At 55.5% G+C, this 22413-nt stretch carries 23 protein-coding genes, 3 pseudogenes and 1 riboswitch; of the genes and pseudogenes, 10 read left to right on the plus strand and 16 right to left on the minus strand.

The window, feature by feature from the left end; translation table 11 throughout:
* The first annotated feature begins 3 nt into the window (after positions 1-3).
* Together OA238_RS16670 and OA238_RS16675 are read left to right on the plus strand one after the other, a co-directional pair.
* Complete coding sequence (locus OA238_RS16670) at positions 4-672, plus strand: hypothetical protein (RefSeq protein WP_015496070.1); 669 nt, start codon at positions 4-6, stop codon at positions 670-672.
* Positions 672-1319 carry a histidine phosphatase family protein gene (locus tag OA238_RS16675; protein ID WP_015496071.1) on the plus strand — a complete coding sequence of 216 codons (648 nt, stop codon included), beginning with the start codon at positions 672-674 and terminating at the stop codon, positions 1317-1319. Before OA238_RS16670 ends, OA238_RS16675 begins: the two co-directional genes overlap by 1 nt.
* A gap of 9 nt (positions 1320-1328) precedes the next feature.
* Here the strand turns inward: OA238_RS16675 and OA238_RS16680 are convergent, their stop codons facing one another.
* The 5 genes from OA238_RS16680 to trmB all read right to left on the minus strand — a co-directional run bounded on the left by OA238_RS16680 (position 1329) and on the right by trmB (position 5154).
* Positions 1329-1850, minus strand: coding sequence for a hypothetical protein (locus OA238_RS16680; protein ID WP_015496072.1), 522 nt, complete (start codon positions 1848-1850; stop codon positions 1329-1331).
* Positions 1851-1926: 76 nt separating this feature from the next.
* Positions 1927-2535, minus strand: a complete 609-nt coding sequence (locus OA238_RS16685) for a (d)CMP kinase (RefSeq protein ID WP_044037034.1) — start codon at positions 2533-2535, stop codon at positions 1927-1929.
* Positions 2532-3011, minus strand: a complete 480-nt coding sequence (locus tag OA238_RS32885; RefSeq protein ID WP_015496074.1) for a hypothetical protein — start codon at positions 3009-3011, stop codon at positions 2532-2534. Before OA238_RS32885 ends, OA238_RS16685 begins: the two co-directional genes overlap by 4 nt.
* Positions 3008-4360 (minus strand): 3-phosphoshikimate 1-carboxyvinyltransferase, encoded by a 1353-nt coding sequence (gene aroA / locus OA238_RS16695; protein ID WP_015496075.1) that lies wholly within the window; start codon positions 4358-4360, stop codon positions 3008-3010. Before aroA ends, OA238_RS32885 begins: the two co-directional genes overlap by 4 nt.
* A gap of 104 nt (positions 4361-4464) precedes the next feature.
* Positions 4465-5154, minus strand: coding sequence for a tRNA (guanine(46)-N(7))-methyltransferase TrmB (gene trmB, locus OA238_RS16700; protein WP_044037036.1), 690 nt, complete (start codon positions 5152-5154; stop codon positions 4465-4467).
* Positions 5155-5311: 157 nt separating this feature from the next.
* Between trmB and OA238_RS16705 the strand changes: the two genes are divergently transcribed.
* Positions 5312-5719 carry a DoxX family protein gene (locus tag OA238_RS16705; protein ID WP_015496077.1) on the plus strand — a complete coding sequence of 136 codons (408 nt, stop codon included), beginning with the start codon at positions 5312-5314 and terminating at the stop codon, positions 5717-5719.
* Positions 5720-5800: 81 nt separating this feature from the next.
* On the opposite strand, the gene metK is transcribed toward OA238_RS16705, so the two are convergent.
* The 6 genes from metK to OA238_RS33935 form a co-directional block, all read right to left on the minus strand.
* Positions 5801-6982 carry a methionine adenosyltransferase gene (metK, locus tag OA238_RS16710; protein ID WP_015496078.1) on the minus strand — a complete coding sequence of 394 codons (1182 nt, stop codon included), beginning with the start codon at positions 6980-6982 and terminating at the stop codon, positions 5801-5803.
* Positions 6983-6987: 5 nt separating this feature from the next.
* A riboswitch (SAM-SAH riboswitch) is annotated at positions 6988-7036 on the minus strand.
* A gap of 14 nt (positions 7037-7050) precedes the next feature.
* On the minus strand, positions 7051-8598 hold the full coding sequence (gene lnt, locus OA238_RS16715) for an apolipoprotein N-acyltransferase (RefSeq protein ID WP_015496079.1): 1548 nt from the start codon (positions 8596-8598) through the stop codon (positions 7051-7053).
* A gap of 7 nt (positions 8599-8605) precedes the next feature.
* Positions 8606-9484: a hemolysin family protein gene (locus OA238_RS16720; protein WP_015496080.1), complete on the minus strand. Its 879-nt coding sequence runs from the start codon at positions 9482-9484 to the stop codon at positions 8606-8608.
* 50 nt (positions 9485-9534) lie between these two features.
* Positions 9535-10020, minus strand: coding sequence for an rRNA maturation RNase YbeY (gene ybeY / locus OA238_RS16725; protein ID WP_044037038.1), 486 nt, complete (start codon positions 10018-10020; stop codon positions 9535-9537).
* Positions 10017-11033, minus strand: a complete 1017-nt coding sequence (locus OA238_RS16730; RefSeq protein ID WP_015496082.1) for a PhoH family protein — start codon at positions 11031-11033, stop codon at positions 10017-10019. The genes ybeY and OA238_RS16730 overlap by 4 nt, the downstream gene beginning before the upstream one ends.
* A 135-nt stretch (positions 11034-11168) precedes the next feature.
* Positions 11169-11444 (minus strand): hypothetical protein, encoded by a 276-nt coding sequence (locus tag OA238_RS33935; protein WP_051076509.1) that lies wholly within the window; start codon positions 11442-11444, stop codon positions 11169-11171.
* A gap of 94 nt (positions 11445-11538) precedes the next feature.
* Between OA238_RS33935 and OA238_RS16740 the strand changes: the two genes are divergently transcribed.
* From OA238_RS16740 to OA238_RS16755, 4 genes and pseudogenes are all read left to right on the plus strand, one after another.
* The gene (locus OA238_RS16740; RefSeq protein WP_245581334.1) at positions 11539-12099 is read left to right on the plus strand and encodes a hypothetical protein; all 561 of its coding nucleotides are present in this window, start codon (positions 11539-11541) and stop codon (positions 12097-12099) included.
* A 99-nt stretch (positions 12100-12198) separates the two neighbouring features.
* The gene (locus tag OA238_RS33940; RefSeq protein ID WP_051076388.1) at positions 12199-12420 is read left to right on the plus strand and encodes a DUF6444 domain-containing protein; all 222 of its coding nucleotides are present in this window, start codon (positions 12199-12201) and stop codon (positions 12418-12420) included.
* Between the two features lie 15 nt (positions 12421-12435).
* Positions 12436-13614, plus strand: a pseudogene (gene tnpC, locus OA238_RS16750) (IS66 family transposase); the annotation flags it as partial.
* A gap of 32 nt (positions 13615-13646) precedes the next feature.
* A complete protein-coding gene (locus OA238_RS16755; RefSeq protein ID WP_044036423.1) occupies positions 13647-14240 on the plus strand; it encodes a transposase in 594 nt (197 codons plus the stop codon).
* A 62-nt stretch (positions 14241-14302) separates the two neighbouring features.
* Here the strand turns inward: OA238_RS16755 and OA238_RS16760 are convergent.
* A pseudogene (locus OA238_RS16760) lies at positions 14303-15370 on the minus strand (IS630 family transposase).
* 306 nt (positions 15371-15676) lie between these two features.
* On the opposite strand from OA238_RS16760, the gene OA238_RS16765 reads away from it, so the two are divergent.
* The gene (locus OA238_RS16765; RefSeq protein WP_015496083.1) at positions 15677-16687 is read left to right on the plus strand and encodes an integrase core domain-containing protein; all 1011 of its coding nucleotides are present in this window, start codon (positions 15677-15679) and stop codon (positions 16685-16687) included.
* 65 nt (positions 16688-16752) lie between these two features.
* Here OA238_RS16765 and miaB read toward each other — a convergent pair whose 3' ends face one another.
* A complete protein-coding gene (miaB, locus tag OA238_RS16770) occupies positions 16753-18084 on the minus strand; it encodes a tRNA (N6-isopentenyl adenosine(37)-C2)-methylthiotransferase MiaB (RefSeq protein WP_015496084.1) in 1332 nt (443 codons plus the stop codon).
* Between the two features lie 106 nt (positions 18085-18190).
* On the opposite strand from miaB, the pseudogene OA238_RS16775 reads away from it, so the two are divergent.
* A pseudogene (locus OA238_RS16775) lies at positions 18191-19057 on the plus strand (hypothetical protein).
* A 284-nt stretch (positions 19058-19341) separates the two neighbouring features.
* Here OA238_RS16775 and OA238_RS16780 read toward each other — a convergent pair.
* The 3 genes from OA238_RS16780 to irrA form a co-directional block, all read right to left on the minus strand.
* Complete coding sequence (locus OA238_RS16780) at positions 19342-20574, minus strand: ISL3 family transposase (RefSeq protein WP_015496086.1); 1233 nt, start codon at positions 20572-20574, stop codon at positions 19342-19344.
* Positions 20575-20689: 115 nt separating this feature from the next.
* On the minus strand, positions 20690-21172 hold the full coding sequence (locus tag OA238_RS16785; protein WP_083906762.1) for a hypothetical protein: 483 nt from the start codon (positions 21170-21172) through the stop codon (positions 20690-20692).
* A 61-nt stretch (positions 21173-21233) separates the two neighbouring features.
* Entirely contained in the window at positions 21234-21665 is a 432-nt protein-coding gene (gene irrA, locus OA238_RS16790; protein WP_015496088.1) for an iron response transcriptional regulator IrrA, read from the minus strand.
* 160 nt (positions 21666-21825) lie between these two features.
* Between irrA and fabA the strand changes: the two genes are divergently transcribed.
* Positions 21826-22335 (plus strand): bifunctional 3-hydroxydecanoyl-ACP dehydratase/trans-2-decenoyl-ACP isomerase, encoded by a 510-nt coding sequence (gene fabA / locus OA238_RS16795; protein WP_015496089.1) that lies wholly within the window; start codon positions 21826-21828, stop codon positions 22333-22335.
* Positions 22336-22413: the final 78 nt, after the last annotated feature.

Here is a 22413-nt window from a genome sequence, read left to right on the forward strand (position 1 = left end):
CGGATGTATCGTCTTCTCGCAGTTCTGGCCGTGTGGCCCACACTCGCCACCGCAGATTGGGCGCCGCGCCCGTCCATGTTCAGCTATGACGCGACGTTCGATCTTTGCACCGCTGATCCGACCGCACCTGATCTGGCAGCACGCTGTTCCGAAATCTTGGCCGCAGCCTATGTCCTGAAACGCGCGGTTGCGCGTGCGGCCACGAAATGCTTTCCAGAAAGCCTTTCAACCTGCACCAGCCCGTTTGAAGACGAAGGCTTGCCCGCCATTGCCGCGCAAATCGCCGTAGACGTCGGTTGCGATGCAACCGACCTTCGGACATTACCCGAAGACGACCCCCTGCCCGCGAACCACTGCATAACCATTGCGTCTGACATCATGATCGACGAAGGCGTTGTCCCGCTGGACTCCAATCTCGCGTGCGGGCCGTTTCAAGCTGAATGCTTCGAATTTACGGAATTGCACATGCTCCTATGGGCGTGGGAGGCTGACATGACCACATCAGACGGAATTCGAACTTCGGATTTTATGATCGCGTTGAAAGAAGCCTGCACAGAAGATTTCCTCGACGTCGAACGCCTTACTGGACAGCCGTTGTCTTATAACTGCTTCGCCGACGGGGCTGCCCGCCACTGGGCCGACCTTGCCCAACAAAACCAACAGGATCAATAATGGGCGAACTAACCCTCATACGCCACGGCCAAGCCAATTCAGGCGCCACGACCGAAGAAGACTACGACCGCCTGTCAGCCCTCGGCCACACCCAAGCCGCCCTTTTGGGTGACTGGATGCGCGCCCACGCAGACCCGTTCGATCTGGTCCTGTCCGGCACCATGCGCCGCCACCGCGAAACCGCCGTGGGCATGGGGTATGCGCCTGAAATCTTCGACGAACGCCTCAATGAAATGGAATACTTCGCACTGGCCCGCGACATGCAAGTCCACCACGACATTGCCCCGCCAAACAGCCCCGAGGATTTCGCAACCCACATGCCCCAGACCCTCGCGGCGTGGGAGCAGGCGACCATCAACGGTGCGGAACCCTTCGCGGCGTTCGAATCCCGGATCAACACTGCCCTGTCCGAAGCCGCCAAACCCGGCAAGCGCGTGCTGTGTGTGACCTCAGGTGGGGTGATTTCCATGGTCATGCGCGCGGCCCTTGGCCTCAGCACGCACCAAATGGCGCATATTTTGCTGCCAATCTATAACTCGTCCGTGCACCGCTTCGCGATCCGTCCAGAGGGCACGTTTCTAATGGCATTCAACGCCATCCCGCACCTTGATCCGCCAGCACTGGCAGACCACCGAACCCATCTTTAGATATAGGACCTAGATATCTTGACCACGGTTCAACAAATCGCCGAACAGCTCATCATAAATCCCATTTGAATCGCCACCGCCAAACACCTGCGCGCCGCCGGAATACAGCGTACCATATGTGCGGGCGAGGTTCACCGTCTGCGCCAAGCCTGACAAAAACTCCGCACGCTCCAACGCGCCAAGCGGGTGAATGAACACCCCCCAGACACGCCCCTGTGCTACGGCGTAGCGCGCATCCAACGCGGTGTCGAAATTCGCTTGCATCATGTGGTTCATCTCTTCGGGCGTGACGTCATCGACGCTGGTAATCGGCACCATCGCACGCATCCTGTCCGCGCCTGGGGCCATGACGACCAGCACGGGGATGTCTTCGATCGTCAGTTCAATCCCGTTGGCGTTGATCGCTGCATCAGGATCCAGCGCGAGAATAATGTCCACCAATCGCTCAGGCGTCATCGCCGCGTCTTGGGCGAATACGGGTGTGGCAAGCGCGAAGATCAGCGCGAAGGCGTGAAACATTGAACGAAACATGTGGGGCCTTTCGGTCTGGGTTACGTCACCCTACCCCACGAAGACCCACACCGACAAAGCACATCGCAGTGACCGTTTATGACCGCGCCACTGCCACCAGTGAAATCGCGCGGGCAATCGCTGCGTCCGCTGTCAGGTCCGTGGTGTCCAACATCACCGCATCGTCGGCAGGTTTCAACGGTGCCGTCGCGCGCTCGCTGTCGCGTTTGTCCCGTGCTTCAACGTCCTCCAGAACGGCCGCAAACGTCAAACCCATGCCCTTGGCGTTCAATTCATCCATCCGCCGCTGCGCGCGTTTGCTCGAACTCGCCGTCACGAACAGCTTCACATCGGCGTCCACACAAATCACCGTGCCAATATCACGCCCGTCCAGCACTGCCCCACCAACGCGCGCCGCAAACTGGCGCTGAAACGCGACCAAGGCGGTTCGCACATCTGAATTGACCGCAACGCGGCTCGCGGCCTGCGCGACATCAGGATTTCGCAAATCATCGCTGTCCAGATCAACGGGTTCCAGCGTCTGCGCCGCCTTCAACGCATCCATGCCGTTCAAAACCTTGGCACCCACCGCGCGGTACAACAGCCCCGTGTCCAAATGCGCAAAACCAAAATGCGCCGCCACCGCTTTGGAAATCGTGCCCTTGCCCGCCGCCGCAGGCCCGTCAATCGCAACAGTGAACTTCAAACCGACCTCCTCAGATGCACAATCAGCACCAATACGCATAGATAAAGCGACGCAAATTTCGCCATCGTCAGATGATGCGCGGCCGCAGCGAACCCGACCAGCCCATCGCCCGCATCCAACAGGCGCAAAATCGCCGCGTTCTCAGCCAGATCAATCAGCGCATAGACCACCGCCAACCCGACCACAAAATAGCGCACCCCCGATCCGCGCCACCCTGTCAGCGCCATCCAAACCGCAAGCGCAACAATGAACACGCGGTCATACAGCCCCAAAACCCGCGCATACCCATCCCGCGCAGGCCCACTTAATGCATCAAGAAACGGCGCGATGCTTTGGGCGTCGTAGCCTGTCAGGTGGAAATCGGGTAGCCACAACCAATCTGCCCCCGGCAGCACCCAAAAATACAACACAGCACCCATGATCAGATACGCAAAAATCGCCGTCCATCCGGCACCTCTGCGCAGCTGTAAGATCATGCGTTTGCCCGCACGATCCCCGCGCCAAGTTTTTTCATCAGACCTTCAAAAATGGGGAATGACGTGGCAATCGGGCCGCCATCATCCACAGACATCGGCGCATTTGTCGCCAGCCCCATCACCAGAAACGACATGGCAATCCGGTGATCCAAGCGGCTTTCAGCAGTGATCCCGCCTGCCACGTTGCCAAAGCCAAGCCCCGTAACGATCCACCAATCGGGGCCTTCATCGACGGTGACGCCGGCTGCACGAAGCCCCTTTGCCATGGCATCAATCCGGTCACTTTCCTTGACGCGCAATTCCTTGACGCCGCGCATGACGGTCTGGCCTTTGGCGAATGCCGAAACCACCGACAACACCGGATATTCGTCAATCATCGACGCGGCGCGCGCAGGCGGAACCTCGATCCCGTGCATATTAGGCGAATAGCGCGCCCGCAGATCGGCAACAGGCTCACCACCCTCCTCACGCATATTCTCGAACGTCAGGTCCGCACCCATGTCTTGCAATGTGTAAAACAGCCCAGCGCGGGTCGGGTTCAGCCCGATATTGGGGACCAAAACGTCCGACCCCTCGGCAAGCAGTGCCGCACAGACCGGAAACGCTGCCGATGATGGATCACGCGGCACGATGATCGTCTGCGGCTTTAATTCCGGCTGACCAACCAGCGTGATCACCCGCCCCTCGTCGGTGTCTTCAACCGTCAAATCAGCGCCAAAACCCACCAACATACGTTCCGTGTGATCGCGCGTCGCTTCTTTCTCGATCACGACCGTTTCACCGGGTGCATTCAGCCCCGCCAGCAAAACCGCAGACTTCACCTGCGCGGACGGAACAGGAACCACATAACGCACCGGAACCGGGTCTTTGGCGCCCACAACCGTCATCGGCAAACGCCCTCCAGCGCGACCAACGGCAATGGTGCCAAACAACGCCAGCGGATCGGTGACGCGTCCCATGGGCCGCCCGTTCAACGACGCATCGCCGGTGAATGTCACAGTCATATCGCAGGTCGCCATCGCGCCCATGATCAAGCGCACACCAGTGCCGGAATTGCCGCAATCAATCACGTTTTCGGGTTCGCCAAACCCACCAACGCCGACGCCATGCACCGACCATTCACCACCCCCATGGTTGATCACCTGCGCCCCGAACGCTTCCATCGCGCGGCCGGTGTCCAGTACGTCTTGGCCTTCCAGCAATCCGGTGATTTTGGTTTCACCGACCGCCAGTGCGCCCAAAATCAACGAGCGGTGCGAGATTGATTTATCCCCCGGCACATGCGCCTCACCGCGCAGCGGGCCGCCCTTGCGGGATGTCATCACAATTGGGTCACCATGGCTCGACATATCTTGTCCTTTAAATCAGTTAGCACCTGATAAACCGCTCCTTAACGAAGGTCCACTTGTCCCTTCATCTTGGCCAGTACAACTCCCGCCGGAGGCATCCGTACTTACGTCTTGCGAAATGTCAGATAATGTGGCGCGCGGCCCTCGCGCAGGGCTTTTTGCTCGTATCGGGTAGAAATCCAGTCGTCCCAAGGCTCACCACCCTGACGGACCAGATCAAATCCAGTGTTCGGCACTTCTTCCAAGGTCTGGCGAACGTAGTCGGGAATATCAGTGGCAACGCGGAATTCAGCGCCAGTCTTCAACACCCGCGCCAAAGGTTCCAGATGTTCAGGCGTCACAAAACGGCGGCGATGATGACGCGCTTTCGGCCACGGATCAGGATACAACAAGAACGCTTTGGAAATTGATCTCTCCGGCAGAACGTCAAACATATCGCGCACATCACCGGGGTAGATTTTCAGATTATCAACACTCGCCTTGCGAATTTTGCCCAGCAACATCGCAACGCCATTGATGTAGGGTTCGCATCCAATAATCCCCACGTCAGGGTTTTCGCCCGCCTGATGGATCACATGTTCGCCGCCGCCAAACCCGATTTCAAGCCACGTGTCACGTCCGGCAAACAACGCGCCCAGATCAAGGTCATTACGCGCGGGGTTGTTGTCCCACGACACATGGCCCGGCGACAGGGCCTCCAGATCCTCGTCGAGATAGACCTCGTGACTTTGCTTAAGGTGTTTACCTTTGCGGCGGCCATAGAAATTGCGGTGCGGGCGTTCTGGATGGGTCATGACTGGCATTTAGCCACAGTCACGTGCGGGATCAATGGGGAGTGAACCTGATCACCAGCAATGTGCGCATACGCACGAAACATCCATGATTTTGCGCAGTTTACGCGTCAAGTAATACTGATAGAGACAGGTTTGATATTTATAAAGGATTCAACTCATGACGACACCACATCCCGTAACCGCCTACGCTGCACCCATCGGTCGCATTTTCCTGTCTGCGATCTTCATCATTGCAGGATTTAGCAAAATCACAGGGTACGCTGGGGCAGCCGCCTATATGAACTCACAAGGGGTGCCCGGTGCGCTGCTACCACTTGTCATTCTGGTTGAACTTGCAGGCGGCATCGCTTTGTTACTCGGCTGGCAGGCCCGCACTGCCGCGTTTCTCTTGGCTGGCTTCTCGGTTCTGAGCGGCACTCTCTTCCACTTCATCCCGTCGCTGGACCTTGAAGGGTTTGCAGCGGCAGCCGAAATGAACAACTTCATGAAAAACATCTCGATTGCGGGTGGTATGTTGATGGTCGTCGCAATGGGTCCGGGTCGCTTTTCGCTAGGGCGCAGCTAAACGTAAAAGCAAACTCTCACCACCCAAGCATAAAAAAGCGCCGGGAAACTCCGGCGCTTTTTTTTCGTCTTGAACGTCAGGTCAAACAGCCTTTTTCAGCGCCTCGACCAAATCTGTCGCTTCCCAAGAAAACCCGCCATCCGCTTCCGGTGCGCGGCCAAAGTGGCCATAAGCCGCCGTGCGCTGGTAGATCGGCTTGTTCAGCTGCAGATGCGTGCGAATGCCGCGTGGGGTCAGATCAATAACCTTCGGGATCGCGATCTCGATCGCAGAGGCTTCAACCTCGCCGGTGCCGTGGGTGTCTACATAAATTGACAATGGACTGGCAACACCAATCGCATAAGACAATTGCACCGTGCAGCGCGTCGCCATACCAGCCGCGACAACATTTTTCGCCAGATAGCGCGCAACGTAGGCGGCAGAACGGTCAACTTTCGTCGGATCTTTGCCCGAAAACGCGCCGCCACCGTGGGGTGCTGCACCGCCATAGGTGTCGACGATAATCTTGCGCCCCGTCAGACCCGCGTCACCATCCGGCCCGCCGATCACAAACTTACCCGTCGGGTTCACGTGCCACGCGGTGTTGAGGTCGATCCACCCCTCGGGCAGAACCTCACGGATATAGGGCTCAACAACGGCGCGGACATCTGCGCTGGTCATAGTTTCATCGAGATGCTGCGTAGACAGAACGATAGATGACACGCCAACTGGCATGCTGCCTTCGTACCGCACAGACAGCTGCGATTTTGCATCTGGGCCAAGCGTCGGTTCAGTGCCATTCTTGCGTACTTCAGCCAAGCGGCGCAGAATTGCGTGGGCATAATGCACAGGCGCAGGCATCAACTCTGGCGTCTCGTTGGCGGCATAGCCAAACATAATGCCTTGGTCGCCAGCGCCCTCGTCTTTGTCGCCCGACGCATCAACACCTTGGGCAATATGCGCGGATTGTTCGTGCAGCAGGTTCGTGACCTCAACCGTGTTCCAGTGGAACTTGTCTTGCTCATAGCCAATGTCTTTGATGCACGCGCGCGTGATGCGGTCGATGTCATCCATCATGCTGGCCAGTTTGTTCGGGTCAGATAACCCAATCTCGCCACCAATCACCACGCGGTTGGTGGTGGCAAAGGTTTCTGCCGCGACGCGGGCTTCGGGTTCTATTGCAATCATCGCGTCAAGAACGGCGTCTGAAATGCGGTCGCATACCTTATCGGGATGCCCCTCGGATACGGATTCCGAGGTGAATGTGTGGTTACTACGTGACATGATACTGCTCCAGTTTAAATGTCGATCCACTTCAGGAAGCCGTTGTGGATAAAATACGTGTAATTGGGCTATCCTTGGCCCCCACCTAGGTCAACGACAAAGCGTCGCCGCGCCACTCCACCGGCCAATATGCAGATGCTCAGCAACACTGTCAGTGGCCAGTCGCCCATCCGTGCATACAGTGTCGGTGGCAATGCCGCCGGAACCGAGGCATCAAGATATGCCGCCTCGTTTAGGGGAAGCTGCGCCTCGATGTCGCCCAAAGGCGTGATAACGGCAGAAATGCCAGTGTTGGCCGCCCGTATCACCGGCAAACCCTGTTCAATCGCCCGCGCCTGCGCCTGCACCAAATGCTGACGCGGGCCGGCACCTTTGCCAAACCATGCATCATTGGTGATGATCAACAACACGTCAGGCCGCACATCGCCGCGCTGCATGTCTTCGGGGAAAATCCCCTCATAACAGATCAACACCCGCACAAGGCCGAGCCCGTCAATCTGCATCATCCCGTCACCCACACCGGGCGTGAATCCCGCGACCTGTTCAACCAACGCGCCAAGCCCAAGCGGTTCCAGCAGCCACGCCAACGGGATGTATTCACCGAACGGCACCAAATGAGATTTGTCAGATATCGCAGCCACCGCTTGTGGCCCCTCGATCAGAATGGCCGAGTTAAAATAATCCGCGCCTTCGCGGCGTTGAATACCTGCCACAACAGGCGCCCCCCGCGCGGCAATCGACATCTGTTCAATCCACGGCTGGGCATAATCCAGCATGGCCGGAATCGACGTTTCCGGCCAGATCACCACGTCGGGTGGGTCCCCCCCAGCGGTCTGTTCAATCGCGCGATCAAAGAAAACCGCCATCCAGTCGCGGTCCCACTTTTGGTGTTGCGGCGCATTGGGTTGGATCAGCCGGACAAGCGTTTGCGGTGTCTGGGCAATTGAAACTGCCCCACCCGTAACCGACCACATCATCAAACCGATAACGACGACAAATACCGCTCCTTGACCCGCCCAGACAGTCCAGCGTCCGACGGACAGACAATAGGCGATTGATCCGGCGACAGCGACCAGCACCAGCGACGTGCCATAGGGGCCAACACTGGCAAACAGTACGCTGCCCGCACCGCCAATCAGGGTGTATGACAGCAAGCCCCAGGGAAATCCGCTCAGCACGTGACCACGCGCCAGTTCCATCGCCGCGAGCGTTATCGGAAGCCACAGCATCACCAACGCCCCGCGCCCCGCGATCCACCGCGCCAGCCAGAACGCCAGCGCCCAGAACAGCGCCAGCCCCCCCGCCATCAAAATGATCGCAAAGGGCGCCATCCAGCCGTGACGCTCGGGGTCCACCAAGAACGGTTCAACCAGCCAGCGCAGTGTCACCGCGAAATAACACAGACCTAGCAACCAGCCGAACCAAGCCGCAGCGCGGCGATGGCTGGGAACAATCAGAAACGCGAGGACTAAAGCCACCGTGACCGCCAAGCCCCCTGACATCCACGCCTCATGACCGAGCGCTGCAAACGCGCCCAACCCAATTGGCACCAGCCGCCGCACGATCCGCGGCGACGCCGCGAACCGCGTGCTTAGATCGCGGGGGTGCAGCCTCATGGCACGCTCAGCTTTTTGCAGATCCGGCGACGCGCACGCGCAACCGTTTAATGCGGCGGGGGTCTGCTTCTACGACCTCAAACTCGGGACCTTCGGGGTGCTGGATCACCTCACCGCGCGCAGGCACGTGACCTGCCAGCATAAAGACCAAGCCGCCCAACGTATCGATTTCCTCTTCGTCGATCTCTTCATGCTCTGTCAGGGGCATCCCGATTTCGGCCTCGAATTCATCCAAAGGCGCCTTGGCCTCAACCATATAGACGCCGGGCTTTTCTTCCACCCAAAGCGCGTCTTCATCGGTGTCATGCTCGTCCTCGATCTCACCGACGACCTGTTCAAGCAGGTCTTCAATCGTCACAAGCCCGTCGGTGCCGCCATATTCATCGATGACCAGCGCCATGTGAATCCGCTCTGCCTGCATTTTTTGCAACAACACACCAAGCGGCATGGACGGCGGTACGAACAGCAATTCACGTGACAGATCGCGCAGATCGAATGTTTTGGATTTTCCGTTAAACCCGTACATCAGCGCGAAATCTTTCAGATTCACGAATCCGATGGGTGTATCCAGCGTGCCGTCGAAAACCGGCAGTCGCGTCATGCCGTTGTCGCGAAACACCTGCACCAGATCATTGCGGCTGATTGTCACCGGAACGGCCACAATATCGGCCTTCGGGATCATAACATCCTCAACCCGCATACGGCGCAAGTTCATCATCCCGCGCGCTTCACGCGGGACGTATCCGACCAAAGGGGTCACATCTTCGGGGGTGTCAGAGGGGCTAAGCGCCTCGACGATACGGCCAAAAAAGCCGCGCTCAATCTTTGGGGTGTCTGGCCGCGCGCTTTGCGCAGCACTAGAAGAACCGTCTGTCGTGTCGCCCATTCTCTCCGTATCCAATAAGGGCCGCAGGTTGCGCGCCCAAGAAGCTGTCCTTACAAATATGGGTCAGCGATGTCCAGTTTACCAAGGATTTCTGTCTCTAATCCTTCCATTAATGCACCATCAAGGTCACGCAGGTGATCGAACCCCAACAAATGAAGGGTTCCGTGCACAATAAGATGCGTCACATGGTCCGCAAACGGCGTGCCAGACTGGGCGGCTTCACGCGCACAGGTATCATACGAGATCGCAATATCGCCCAATTCGGTGTCTTGCGGCAACTGAGGCTGCACTGGCATGTCACCATCCGCCTCAGCGCCGCGTTCGTTTGATGGCCAAGACAGCACGTTCGTCGGCGTGCCTTTTTGGCGGAAATCGGCGTTCAGCACACAGATGCGGGCGTCATCACAGGCCAAAAGGGAGATCTCGAACGCCGCGGCCTCCAATCCAACACCTGACAGTGCGGCGCGTGCTGCGCGATCAGCCAAGGCATCCAGCCCATCCCAGCGATTGTCCTCGATCACACACTCGACAATCACGTCGCGGGTTCATCCGCTTCATAGGCTTCGATAATCGCCGCCACGAGAGGATGGCGCACCACGTCCTTGGATGTGAAGTAATTGAAATCAATCTTCGGGATATGCGACAGCAGCCGTTCGGCATCGCGAAGGCCGGAACTGACGCCGCGCGGCAAATCTATCTGGGTGCGATCGCCGGTGATGACCATGCGCGATCCCTCGCCCAGACGGGTCAGGAACATTTTCATTTGCATCGTCGTGGCATTCTGCGCTTCGTCCAGAACCACAAACGCGTGGCTCAACGTGCGACCGCGCATAAACGCAAGCGGCGCAATTTCGATCTTCTTTTCCTCAATCAGCTTTTCCACCTGCTTTTTCGGCAGAAAATCATCCAGCGCATCATAAAGCGGCTGCATATACGGATCGACCTTGTCTTTCATGTCCCCCGGAAGATAGCCGAGTTTTTCACCCGCCTCAACGGCTGGACGCGACAGGATAATCTTGTCCACATGCCCGCCAATAAACAGATTCACACCGACCGCGACAGCCAGATAGGTCTTGCCCGTTCCGGCGGGACCAATGCCGAATGCCAGCTCATTCTTGAACAGCGATTGCACGTAGGCCTTTTGTGCCGCCGTGCGCGGCTCAACCATCTTCTTGCGGGTTTTGATCTCCACACGATCACCGACACCCAGATCCATCTGATCCCCGACAGTCGTGCCCGTCCCCTTTTCAGACGCGCCCATGCGGACCTCTCTCTCGATATCACCCGGCTCAACCGCGCGCCCCGCCTCAAGGCGCTCATACAACGCGGTAAGAACCTCACCAGCTTCTTTGGATGCATCAGGATCGCCGTGAATGGACAGATGATTACCCCGCCTCACAACCTGCACGCCAAGTTTCAATTCAACATCCGCAAGGTTGCGGTCATGCTCTCCACACAGATCAATCAGTAAAAAATTATCTGGAAATTCAAGCACCACAGGTGCTGCGTCCAGTTCGTATGCGGTTGGGGGCGTCGTGATGGTGGCCAATCAACTCTCCGAAACTTAGGGTTTATCCAATGGTGGCAACTCGCGCGCCAACGCGCAAGCGCATTTGTCTTGAGGTAGAACGAAAAAGGGCCGCAGACAGTGCTGCGACCCCATGGTTCTCATTTTGCTCACAATTCAGAGCGGGTCACCAATTGGTGAGCCAGCCAAAAATGGCCCCACTGCGGTCGACGGAGGTGCCACACCAGAACAAACCGGACGCCCATCAGGAGTCAGACGTTCAGACAGATAACCTTCAACCCCATCGTCGATGATCCAATGGTCACATCCATTGGGATCAACCCAGATGCCCGCGACAAGCTGCGTCAAGCTCTTGGAATCGACACCATGGTCGACCCAGCGTTCGGATCCGGTGCGTTGACCGTCGACACACCCTGGTACTGCAAGTCCCATGAACGTTAGAGCCATACTACACGACAGTAGGGTGTTTGAGGGTGCCAGAAGGTGATTTAGGAGCGGACTCTTATCGCTAAAAAAGGTTCCACTGATGATCACGAAAGCCCTGACGACCCTCAAGAAGAGGTTATCCCCCCATTTAGAGTTGAGCAACAGTCGCCTTGAAACGATGTGCCTCTTGATCATGGGAATGGTGAATGCCCGGACGGTAAATTTGAGCCATCTGGCCTGTGAGTTTCCTACCGATAGCAAGGTTGAAAGCACCTACCGTCGCCTACAACGCTTTTTCCAGCATGTTGATCTTGGCTCGGATTGGGCGGCCCCCTTGCTTGTTAAAATGATTGGTTCTGGCCCCACCTGGCATTTATGCTTGGACCGAACAAATTGGAAAATTGGCCAACGCCATGTCAACTTCTTGGTCTTAGCCCTTGTCACACGCCGCCACCGTATTCCGTTGATGTGGAGCGTTTTGGGGCGTGCAGGGAACAGCGATACTGCTCAGCGCATTGCCTTGATGAAACCTTATCTGTCGGTGTTTGAGGTCTCCACCATCAAGTTCTTGTTAGCGGACCGGGAATTCATTGGAGCACAATGGTTGGATTTTCGTAACTCCCAAGCACCCCAGCCGATAACGGGTTTTTGTCAGTTTTGATGTTTGAATCCAAGGTCTCCTTGGTTATTAGGCGCATGAATTTTCTGTTGTGGTCTGAATTTCGTGGCGCTGTGACGATTTCTCTGAATCATTGGTGGAATGGACCAAGTTACTGCTCTTGAACAACTCCTCGCCACGGCTCTGCGCAGGATCGCCGAGTTGGAAGCCGCGTTGGCGAGCATGGCGCAAGAGAATGCGGATCTGCGGCGTCAGTTGACCAAGAACAGCAGTAATAGCAGCAAGCCGCCTTCGAGTGATGGGTTGAAGAAGCCGGTACCGCGTAGCCTGCGTGGTAAGTCCGGTAAGAAAAGTGGTGGTTAAGTTGGCCACCGAGGCGACACCCTACGTCAGACAGCAACGCCTGACTTTGTGGAGCGACATGAGGCTGAGGCCTGTGGCACCTGTCAGCATGGCTTGACGGCTGGGATGATCAAGGCGGTGGAGAGGCGTCAGGTTTATGACATACCGGTGCCGCGTCTGGAGGTCACAGAGCATCAGGCAGCGATTTATTGTTGTGGCCATTGCCGAGCCACGACGACAGCCACCTTTCCCGATGGCGTGAATGCACACGTGCAATACGGTAAGCGCATTCGGGCGGCGGCGGTCTACTGCAATGTTCAGCAGCTGATCCCCGAGGATCGGGTCTGCCAACTCCTGCGTGATTTGTTTGGTGCCACCAGCCTATGCGCGGCCAGCGTGACCAACTGGGTGAACGGCACAGCGCGTACCTTGGGTGGCGTCGTCGAACACATTCTGGCCCGGCTCAATGAAGGCGGCGTTCGGCATCTGGATGAGACCGGACTTCGTGTTGATGGTAAGCTGCACTGGCTGCACTCAATCAGCGATCTCGCCTTCACGCATTATCGCATCAGCGCCAAGCGCGGTGCTGTTCCATCCTTCCTGACCGGCGGGACAATTGTTCATGACCACTGGAAGTCCTATTACGCCCATATGAGTGGGGTGGACGCGCACGCCCTGTGCGGGGCGCATCATTTACGGGAACTCAAGGCCATCGAAGAAATCGAAAAGGAGCCGTGGGCGTGCGCGATGAGCGTGCTGCTCAACAGCGCCAATCAGCTCAAGTGCGCGGCTCAGGGGCGAGGCGAGACCGAACTCCCCACGTCGGTTCACCACGACATCCTCACCAAATACATGGCGATCCTCACCGAGGGCCTCGCCTTCCATGAGCGACAAGACCCACTGGCTAGACGCACTGGTGCGCGAGGCCGAAAAGCCAGGCGGCCAGGCCATAACCTTCTGGTCCGCTTGCGCGACTACCGTGATGACGTCCTAAGGTTCCTTACGGACTTCACAGTTCCCTTCACCAACAATCAGGCCGAACGGGACCTGCGCATGATGAAGTTGCGCATGAAAATCTCGGGAACTTTCCGCACCCTCGAGGGCGCGCAGGTCTTCGCTGACATCAGATCCGTCATCTCGACGGTCAGAAAACACGGGGGCAATATCCTCGAAACACTCACCCTATCACCACAACAGATCATCGCTCGGCTCTAACGTCGCAAGGGCAACACAAAACCCGATATCCGATGGGGTCCTTGGGAGTTACGGATTTTCTTCATAAAAACAACGTCCCATTTGTCATCCGTATCAAAGCAAACCAACTTGTGACCACACAGGACGGGAAAACGCAAAATCTAAGCACCTTGTTGCGCACCTGTCGCGGTAAGCGCAACTTTGATGCCCGATTTGGAGGCAACAATTTGGGGGAGGCCACGTGGTTTAGCTTTGCTGCAAAGCGCATCAAGGGGGGTGAGCTTTTGATCGTCGTCTCTAACCGGCCCGCACATCGGGCCCTCGCCACCTACAAGAAAAGATGGGCCATTGAGAGCCTCTTTGGCGACACAAAGACACGCGGCTTCAATCTTGAAGACACACGACTGACCATCTCCAAAAAACTTGAGCTTCTTGTAGGGGGCGTTGCGCTCGCGGTTGCATGGGCATCTAAAACCGCCACAAAGCTTATTGGAGGCGGGAAAATGAAGCGGAAAAAACACGGATATTTTGCAAAGTCATTCTTTCGAATTGGCTTCGATCAGCTCCGTAAACTGCTCAGGTCAGACCCAAACGCCGCTGTCTCACCGTGGATACTAATTCCACACATAATCACAAGAGTCGTGTAGTATGCGTTAGAGCAGTAATTTTAATTATACTCCCGCGCCTGAATTGACCTGAGGTTTTCCCCTCAAATCACTTTGTATTCCTTGAGCGATATGACGCGGAAGTTGTCGGTGACGGTGTCGCGGAACTCTGGCTATTTTTCTGGCAGGGTCTTGCGGAAGAAGTCGAAAATGGCCTCTGTGAATTGGTTGAACGTTGCATAGTGCCGATTGTGGGTGACCCATTTGTGCATAACACCCCAAAGACGCTCGATCGGGTTGAGGTGCGGGGCATATGCTGGCAAGAAATGCAACTTCACCCGACGTTCTGGGCTGTCCAGCCATGGCTGTAGTATCTTGGCATGATGATAGCGGGCATTGTCGACAAAGACGTGGATGGCCGTCTTGGTTTGGTTGTTGCGTTCCAACTTTTCCAGCATCTGTCGGGTTGTCTGGGCATTGATCTTCTCGCCTTCCACAAAGGTGAACTGGAAAGTCTCAAGGTCAAGCGCGCCCTGAATGTTGAGCCGCTTGCGCCCTGATGTCGCCTTCAGGGCCGTCTTTTGTCCCTTGGGGAACCAACCATGGGCGGGGCGGCTCTGGTGTTCGGGGTGGACAGCGTCCGAAAAGACAACCATCTCATCTGCGGCCAACCCGTTCATCAGGGCCTCATATTTGGCAATAAACGCAGCCTGCTTGGCTTCATCGGCCTGTGCAGGCAGCAATTGTGGTTTCTTATACGCGAACCCCAGGCGGCGCATCAGCTTGGCGGCTCCCGACGTGCTGTAGTTTTGGTCGCACTCGGCTAGAACATAGGCACAGACCTCATCGGCATTGCGGGCAGGCTGCGCGGTGAAATGGGCTCTCACCGCCTGCTCTTGCACGACGGACAAATGACCCTGACGCTGGCTGTAGTCCTTCAGACCGAAAAACGATAGTCCCGCACCGGCAAAGGCAAATCGCCACTCCGTCAAAACTGTCGGGCCAATATCCAAAATCCGGCAAACCGTTCCAGCGTCTTCTCCTGCGTCCAAAAGAAGAAACGCGCGCGCCCGTTTCCAAACAAGGGCGTCAACTTTGCGGCGGCGGCAAAGCGCTTCAAGTGCTATGCGCTGCTCGTCGGATAAGGAGACTGTTTTGTATTGCTTGCTCATAAACTCAAAATACAGACTGAACCGCCTTTGGCCATGCGACGAAGTGAATCGCAGGCACAAAATCGTCAGGTCAATTCAGGCGCAGCAGTATAACAAACTTTAGACATATTGGAAGTTAAAAACACCACATATTGTGTCCAATTTGGCGACAATATGTGGCTAACAAGCGTGATTGGCCTGTGGGCAAGTCATAATCGCCACGATCGTCATGAATAAGTTCAGATAGATGTGAGACAAAATTTTGTTGCCAAGATTTAGGCGACCTCGGAGACTGAGAATTGAAAGAAACCAGCTCACGAGGCCAATATGCAAATCATCGGACTGCACAAGAACGTTTATAAACTTTATGCTTGGGCGCGGACACAAGAATGTTTGGACGTGTACCGTATCAAATACGAAGGTCAGGTTCGGCAATGGGACGACTTACGTACAGAGGGCGTTTCTCTATCAAAGTGCGCTGAATTCGTCAGCATCTCGCGCGCGACATATTACCGTCACAAGCGTATTTTGAAGGATTTGGCGCAGGCAATCATACCGCCTTCAAAGGCTCCCAAACGCTGCAACAAGTCACAGTGGGGCGAGGCAGAAAAGCAATTGGTGCTTGAGGCCCGCCGCGACAATGAAACCTACGGTAAGGAGAAAATAGGGGCCATCTTGCGTCGCGACAAAAAGCAAACCATGAGCGATAGCACCGTGGGGCGCATTTTGAGCTTTCTAAGGAAAAAAGGCCTGATCACACGATCAAGATCTGCGCCCCAAAAGCGCAAGCGTAATTTTTCCAAGGGGCATGCCAAGGGATGGAAATATAGGGATTACAAAGATATTGTGGTTGGCGAGCGTGTGCAGATCGATCATATGACTGCCACGAAGAACGGCGTCACGTGCAAACACTTTCAAGCCTGGGAGAGGTGTAGCAAGCATATCCACGCGCAAGTTTATTCGAATGCCACGGCACGCTCTGCCAAACGGTTTTTGCAAGAACTCGTGGAAATAGCTCCCTATAAGATCATCTCAATTCAAGTCGATGGCGGGTCTGAGTTTATGGCCGATTTTGAGACAGCGTGCGAACAGATGGAGATCCCGCTCATTGTGCTGCCGCCAGCAAGGCCAAAATACAACGGTGGTGTCGAGCGCGGTAACCGCACCTTCCGCGAAGAGTTCTATGCATGTCGTGATCTCATTGCCGACAGCATAGGAGCGATGCGGTTTGAACTTCGAAAAGCCGTCAATAAATACAACACATTCAGGCCTCATCATGCCTTGAAAGGCAAGACACCAATGGAGTACATTCGAATCACTCAGGCCAAAGTCGTGTGAGTCTCAAAACACCTGAACCTATACAGTCAACTGCTTAGATGTCACAGTTCACCCAAAGGCTGTGATCAGCAGATTTCGCCGCCAAGTGAATTACTTTCGGATTTCACGATCTTTACCTTGCGCAAATCGCCGATTGCCACATCTGTTGTGTCCGCAAAAACAGCGTGTAGGTACTCGGATTTACCGATCATCTGCCCCGACTCGCGACCCTTCTTTTCGAACAACACCTTCACCGTGCGCCCGATCATTGATGCCTGAATCGCGCGTTGCTGATCCCCAAGCAGCGCCTGAAGCCGATGCAAACGCTCCAGCTTTACGTCCTCATCGACCTGCGCACGTTCAGCAGCAGGCGTGCCCGGGCGGGTAGAATATTTGAACGAATAAGCCTGCCCGTAACCAACCGTGCGTACCAAATCCATCGTATCCTCGAAATCAGCCTCGGTCTCACCGGGGAAGCCGACAATGAAATCGCCCGACAACAACAAATCAGGCCGCGCTGCGCGAATCCGTTCGATCAGCGCGAAATACTGGTCGCGCGTGTGCTTGCGGTTCATCGCCTTCAGCACTTTGTCCGACCCTGATTGCACTGGCAAATGCAGATAGGGCATCAACTTGTCGCATGTGCCATGGGCGTCTATCAGCGCATCATCCATGTCGTTGGGGTGGCTGGTGGTGAACCGGATTCGCTTCAGCCCGTCAACCTTATCGAGGTCCCAGATCAATCCCGCCAGTCCGCCCGCGTGCCCGTGATAGGCGTTGACGTTCTGGCCCAGCAACGTGATCTCGCGCACGCCAGCTTCAACCAGTTCGTGCGCTTCACGGATGATACGATCCGCCGGACGGCTAAATTCGGCTCCGCGCGTATAGGGCACCACGCAAAACGCACAAAACTTGTCGCAGCCTTCTTGCACAGTCAAAAATGCAGTCGGTCCACGCTTGGCTTTGGATCGTGATTTCAGCGTATCGAATTTATCATCTTCGGGGAAATCCGTGTCCAGCGCCTTTTCCCCGCGCGCCACAGCCTGCTCCATCGCGGGCAAGCGGTGATAGCTTTGCGGCCCGACGACCAGATCAACCATAGGCTGGCGACGTATAATTTCTGCACCCTCAGCCTGCGCCACACATCCTGCCACGCCAATTTTCAGGTCCGGCTTGTCGGCCTTAAGCGGCTTCAAGCGCCCAAGTTCAGAATACATCTTTTCGGCGGCTTTTTCACGAATGTGGCAGGTGTTCAGCAGGATCATGTCCGCATCCGCTGCCACGTCCGTTGTCACATACCCCTGTGTGCCAAGGCTTTCAGCCATACGTTCACTGTCATAAACGTTCATTTGGCAGCCATAGGTTTTGATAAACAGCTTCTTTGGCGGCGGGCCAGCGTTGGAGTCAGAGTCGGACATAGGGGCAGCTTTCCAATAGATCAGATTGGCATTTAACCCACACCAACCCCGCTTGCAATGAAGCGTAATTTACCGCACATTTGCCCCAATAAGGCAGAGCATCAAAATGACCAGCTATCCCAACCTTTCCGCCTTTCTCAAAGACGGCGCACCCTTGCTTAAAAAGGGACCAGTCGCGCTTATCTTTGCCGAAGACGACGTGGAACTGGACGCCACAATCCGCCATCACCTTAACGCGGGCTTTTAGCACACAGTCGTCTTTGCCATGCCAGACTTTGCGATTGCCGATGACGTGGGCGACCGGATTGTCCGCGTCAGCTACGACATGCTGACCCCCACAGCACTTGAAGTCGCCCTCAATGCGGTGATGAAAGCCACTGGCGACATCTGGATTTATTACTGTTTTAACGCCGAATTCCTGTTTTACCCGTTCAACAAACACCGCTCCGTGGGGGAAATGATCGCGTTCAATACCCAAGAACGTCGCAATTCAGTCATGACCTATGTGGTCGATCTTTATACTGGCGATCTATCGCAGAATACCAACGCGGTCTGCATTGAGGACGCGCATCTGGACAAAACCGGATACTACGCCTTGGCCCGCACAGACCGCTCGAATAATTATCTGGAACGACAGTTGGATTTTTTCGGCGGTCTGCGCTGGCGGTTCGAAGAACACATCCCTGCCCTGCGCCACCGCATCGACCGTGTGTCGATCTTTCGCAACAAACCGGGGCTGGTGTTTCGGCCCGATCACACCTTCAATGATCCGGAATACAACACCTACGCCTGCCCATGGCACAACAGTCTCACGGCGGCGGTCTGTTCGTTCCGCACCGCCAAGGCGCTCAAGCGCAATCCCGGATCGACGTTCGAAATCCACACGTTCATGTGGCACAACTCCGCACCGTTCGAATGGCACAGCCAGCAGCTCCTTGATCTGGGGTTGATGGAACCGGGCCAGTGGTTTTGATAGTTTAGGGTCAGGACCGATTAATATTACGTCGTCAGCGGAGATTTTACGAAATATCAGGGGTTTGGGACGCGCTGGCCATAGGTGTTCTACGGGCAAGCGGCTCAAGCTACTGAGATGATGTGAAATCTCCGCCCTTCGGGTTTGTCGGATTTTTCCTCTGAACTGGGTTACATCTGCTTGAAATAGAACGACTATTCCTGCGCAAATGCGCCTTGTCAAAGGGGGAATCTGACAAACTGACAATGCAATATTAAGGCTCTTCTCCGCTTTGTTGAGTTATTCTAGGATTTCAAATAGAACATAGATTGATTATCTGGGATGGATGATTGTCTAATTTTGAGTTTGAAGTATTCGGTATCCCTGATGCCCCTGGCTCGTTTGCGGATCATTCCTATACTGACATTACCAGCCTCTATCCTGGCGCTTGTCAGCTTGTGTTTCGCGTAGTTGCATATGCCCACACAATGTTTTCTTAGGGATTTTGCGAACTTTTTCAGATAGAGCATGTGTGACTGATCTGCGATCAGGCACCAATTTTCCAGTTGCTCTGACATCCCCTCAAATGATGGGGCGCTCCACAGAGCCTGAAGCTGTTCTTTTAAGACGTAAAGCGTATTCAGGTTGCTATTGCTCTCCAGCAACGTTTGCAGCTTGTTACTTTGTTTTTCATTCAACTTATCCGCATTTTTGAGCAACAGATAATGCGTGCCCTTCATCAACTCTTTACCACTTTGATCGGCCTTCCTGAACTCAAGGCGACGCTGATTATGGATAGCCTTGCTGTAGTTTTTCATGACGTGGAAACGGTCAAATACGATGTCGGCCATCGGCAAGGACTCCCTGACAGCCTTTTGGTAGGCAGGCCCCATATCCATCGACACGGCCTTTATTTTATGGGCTGTATCTGGCCGCAGCTGTTTCAAAAACCTTGAAAAAACTTCGGCAGTTCGACCGGCTTCCACCCAGATCAGATGCCCTCCGACCATATCGTAGACCACCGTCATATAGTCATGACCTTTCGCCCGGGCCACTTCATCGACACCAATGTATTCCAAGCCAGCAAGCTGTGCGGGATCAAGCGCAGGGAGCGTTTCCATCAGGTATGCCTTGTCGATATTCTTTACCGTCTCCCATCGTATACCTAAATGCCTGGAGACAGCCAGAATGGATAAATGACGGCACAATCCACTGATAAGATGGCAAAATCGATGGGTGAAACGGCACCCTTTATCAACAAAAGGACACGCCTCAATGCGGCGCTCACCCTTGCTAATAAAAACCTGCGCTAGCTCAATCTCAATCACACAAGGATACCCAAAAAACGGGATGTCGTTTACTTGTCGGCGAATATGTTGGTTGATGCTACCCTTCTTGCCGGTTGCAGGGTCTATAGCGCTCCTGCGGGCATCCCGACTGCACTGAACAATAACCTTCGCACAGTCTTCAGCCAGCTCAATTTCATTTACACGTTGCCCCTTCAGGCGTAAAATATGTTGCGAGATGTCGATGGTCATATACCTGCCCTATGTAAAGTTGTCAGAAACCTAACATATCAACAGGTTACTTGATGGTCGGCATCTTTTCTTACTCAACAAAGCGGAGAAGAGCCAATATTAATTGCTCCCGACCCTAGGCCATCGCGACGCCCATATCGTCTGATTGCGCCGTGTCCATATGGGCCGAACTGTAAGGCCAATCGCAGACGTTGCTGACGAGCCCCGCACGCACCGGTGCCGCCTCAACAAAGCTGCGCCGCAGTTGCGCAACGCGGGATGAAACCTCAATCACCTCGCATGTGTCAGACCACACGCTGGCGCAATGGTCCGATACATGACGATCAAACGTCGACGTAACAAGGCGGATTGCGCCGCGCGCGTCGTGATGTCCGCCCCCAAACGCACACAGCAGATGCATTTCCGCCGGCAGCACCGCCGCCGCTTGGATCACAAAGTCCCATCGTCGCTTCGACAGCGCCACACAATCGCGCAACAGCCTGATATGGCGTACCAGCAGATCTCTCTGGGCATCGGCCAAACGCAGCGTAATTGCAACATGGCAAGGAAAATCCGGTAATTTATGGGCAGGGACGGGCAGCGGCGTGTGATATGTCATGCACCAACACTGGGGCAATCACAGTTAACATTTCGTAAAAGCCGCACCGAAAAGACGCGCGTTAGCTGCGTCGCAACCGGATCACCACATCCACCGATGCAATTTCAGCACCCGCAGGCGCATCCGGCACCCGCGCAATTTCAAGCTGATCGGCTGGCGCATCGCTCAGGCGGTGCTCGTCTTCCCAATAGAAATGCGGATGATCTGTCATATTGGTGTCAAAATAACTTTTCGATCCATCCACCGTGATCTCTCGCAACAGCCCCGCATCGCAAAACGCGCGCAAGGTATTGTAAACCGTCGCCAGCGACACCTTTTCGCCAGTGTTGGCCGCCGCGTCAAACAGGCTCTCGGCGGTGACATGGCGGTCACGCCCGTCCCCGACCAGCAAACCCGCCAACGCCATGCGCTGGCGCGTCGGGCGCAATCCAGCCCCTGACAGCCAATCTGTGCTGCGTTCCGTTTGGCCGCTGTGTGCGTGCTGATTCATCATCGAGTCCTGTGCCTTACTTGCCTATGATATGGGGGAAATGTGCAATCTTTCAATCTTAAACGCAAATGGGCCAGATTACCCCCCGCCCTTGCCCTCGTTTGGCGCGCGGTGCTAAATGCGCAACAAGCCATAATAATCAGGAACAGGGAATAAAGGCACCATGTCGCAATATCCAACCAGCTTTGATCGTGACGACCTGCTAAAATGCGCCAAAGGCGAGCTTTTTGGCGAAGGCAACGCCCAGCTGCCCGAACCCCCGATGTTGATGATGGACCGCATTACCGAAATTTCCGGTGATGGCGGCGCACATGGCAAAGGCCACGTGATTGCGGAATTCGACATCAAACCTGATCTGTGGTTTTTTGATTGCCACTTTCCCGGCAACCCGATCATGCCCGGCTGCCTTGGCCTTGACGGTCTGTGGCAACTCACCGGTTTCAACCTCGGCTGGCGTGGCTGGCAAGGGCGCGGATATGCGCTTGGCGTTGGCGAAGTGAAACTGACCGGCATGGTGCGCCCTGATCGCAAAATGCTGACCTACAAAATCGATTTCACCAAAGCCATCCAGACCCGCCGCCTGACTATGGGCGTCGCCGACGGCATTGTTGAGGCTGACGGTGAAGTCATCTACATCGTCAAAGACATGAAGGTCGCGCTCAGCGAGAGTTGAGTTCTTGAACAGTCATTCGTTCTGAATCATCCAAACCAGACAATCTAAATCAATGGAGCCGACGTAAAATGTCTACAT

The sequence above is a fragment of the Octadecabacter arcticus 238 genome, from assembly GCF_000155735.2.
Taxonomy (GTDB): domain Bacteria; phylum Pseudomonadota; class Alphaproteobacteria; order Rhodobacterales; family Rhodobacteraceae; genus Octadecabacter; species Octadecabacter arcticus.

Excerpts from the sequence above, each read along its gene's own strand:
- OA238_RS33940 (WP_051076388.1), top strand. The coding sequence starts at position 12,199 with ATGGACCAAGTTACTGCTCTTGAACAACTCCTCGCCACGGCTCTGCGC.
- OA238_RS16785 (WP_083906762.1), bottom strand. The coding sequence starts at position 21,172 with ATGACATATCACACGCCGCTGCCCGTCCCTGCCCATAAATTACCGGAT.
- OA238_RS16705 (WP_015496077.1), top strand. The coding sequence starts at position 5,312 with ATGACGACACCACATCCCGTAACCGCCTACGCTGCACCCATCGGTCGC.
- OA238_RS16755 (WP_044036423.1), top strand. The coding sequence starts at position 13,647 with ATGGGGTCCTTGGGAGTTACGGATTTTCTTCATAAAAACAACGTCCCA.
- trmB (WP_044037036.1), bottom strand. The coding sequence starts at position 5,154 with ATGACCCATCCAGAACGCCCGCACCGCAATTTCTATGGCCGCCGCAAA.
- OA238_RS16765 (WP_015496083.1), top strand. The coding sequence starts at position 15,677 with ATGCAAATCATCGGACTGCACAAGAACGTTTATAAACTTTATGCTTGG.
- OA238_RS16780 (WP_015496086.1), bottom strand. The coding sequence starts at position 20,574 with ATGACCATCGACATCTCGCAACATATTTTACGCCTGAAGGGGCAACGT.
- aroA (WP_015496075.1), bottom strand. The coding sequence starts at position 4,360 with ATGTCGAGCCATGGTGACCCAATTGTGATGACATCCCGCAAGGGCGGC.
- lnt (WP_015496079.1), bottom strand. The coding sequence starts at position 8,598 with ATGAGGCTGCACCCCCGCGATCTAAGCACGCGGTTCGCGGCGTCGCCG.
- OA238_RS16740 (WP_245581334.1), top strand. The coding sequence starts at position 11,539 with ATGATCACGAAAGCCCTGACGACCCTCAAGAAGAGGTTATCCCCCCAT.
- miaB (WP_015496084.1), bottom strand. The coding sequence starts at position 18,084 with ATGTCCGACTCTGACTCCAACGCTGGCCCGCCGCCAAAGAAGCTGTTT.
- OA238_RS33935 (WP_051076509.1), bottom strand. The coding sequence starts at position 11,444 with ATGGGACTTGCAGTACCAGGGTGTGTCGACGGTCAACGCACCGGATCC.
- fabA (WP_015496089.1), top strand. The coding sequence starts at position 21,826 with ATGTCGCAATATCCAACCAGCTTTGATCGTGACGACCTGCTAAAATGC.
- OA238_RS32885 (WP_015496074.1), bottom strand. The coding sequence starts at position 3,011 with ATGATCTTACAGCTGCGCAGAGGTGCCGGATGGACGGCGATTTTTGCG.
- irrA (WP_015496088.1), bottom strand. The coding sequence starts at position 21,665 with ATGATGAATCAGCACGCACACAGCGGCCAAACGGAACGCAGCACAGAT.
- metK (WP_015496078.1), bottom strand. The coding sequence starts at position 6,982 with ATGTCACGTAGTAACCACACATTCACCTCGGAATCCGTATCCGAGGGG.
- OA238_RS16670 (WP_015496070.1), top strand. The coding sequence starts at position 4 with ATGTATCGTCTTCTCGCAGTTCTGGCCGTGTGGCCCACACTCGCCACC.
- OA238_RS16720 (WP_015496080.1), bottom strand. The coding sequence starts at position 9,484 with ATGGGCGACACGACAGACGGTTCTTCTAGTGCTGCGCAAAGCGCGCGG.
- OA238_RS16675 (WP_015496071.1), top strand. The coding sequence starts at position 672 with ATGGGCGAACTAACCCTCATACGCCACGGCCAAGCCAATTCAGGCGCC.
- OA238_RS16680 (WP_015496072.1), bottom strand. The coding sequence starts at position 1,850 with ATGTTTCGTTCAATGTTTCACGCCTTCGCGCTGATCTTCGCGCTTGCC.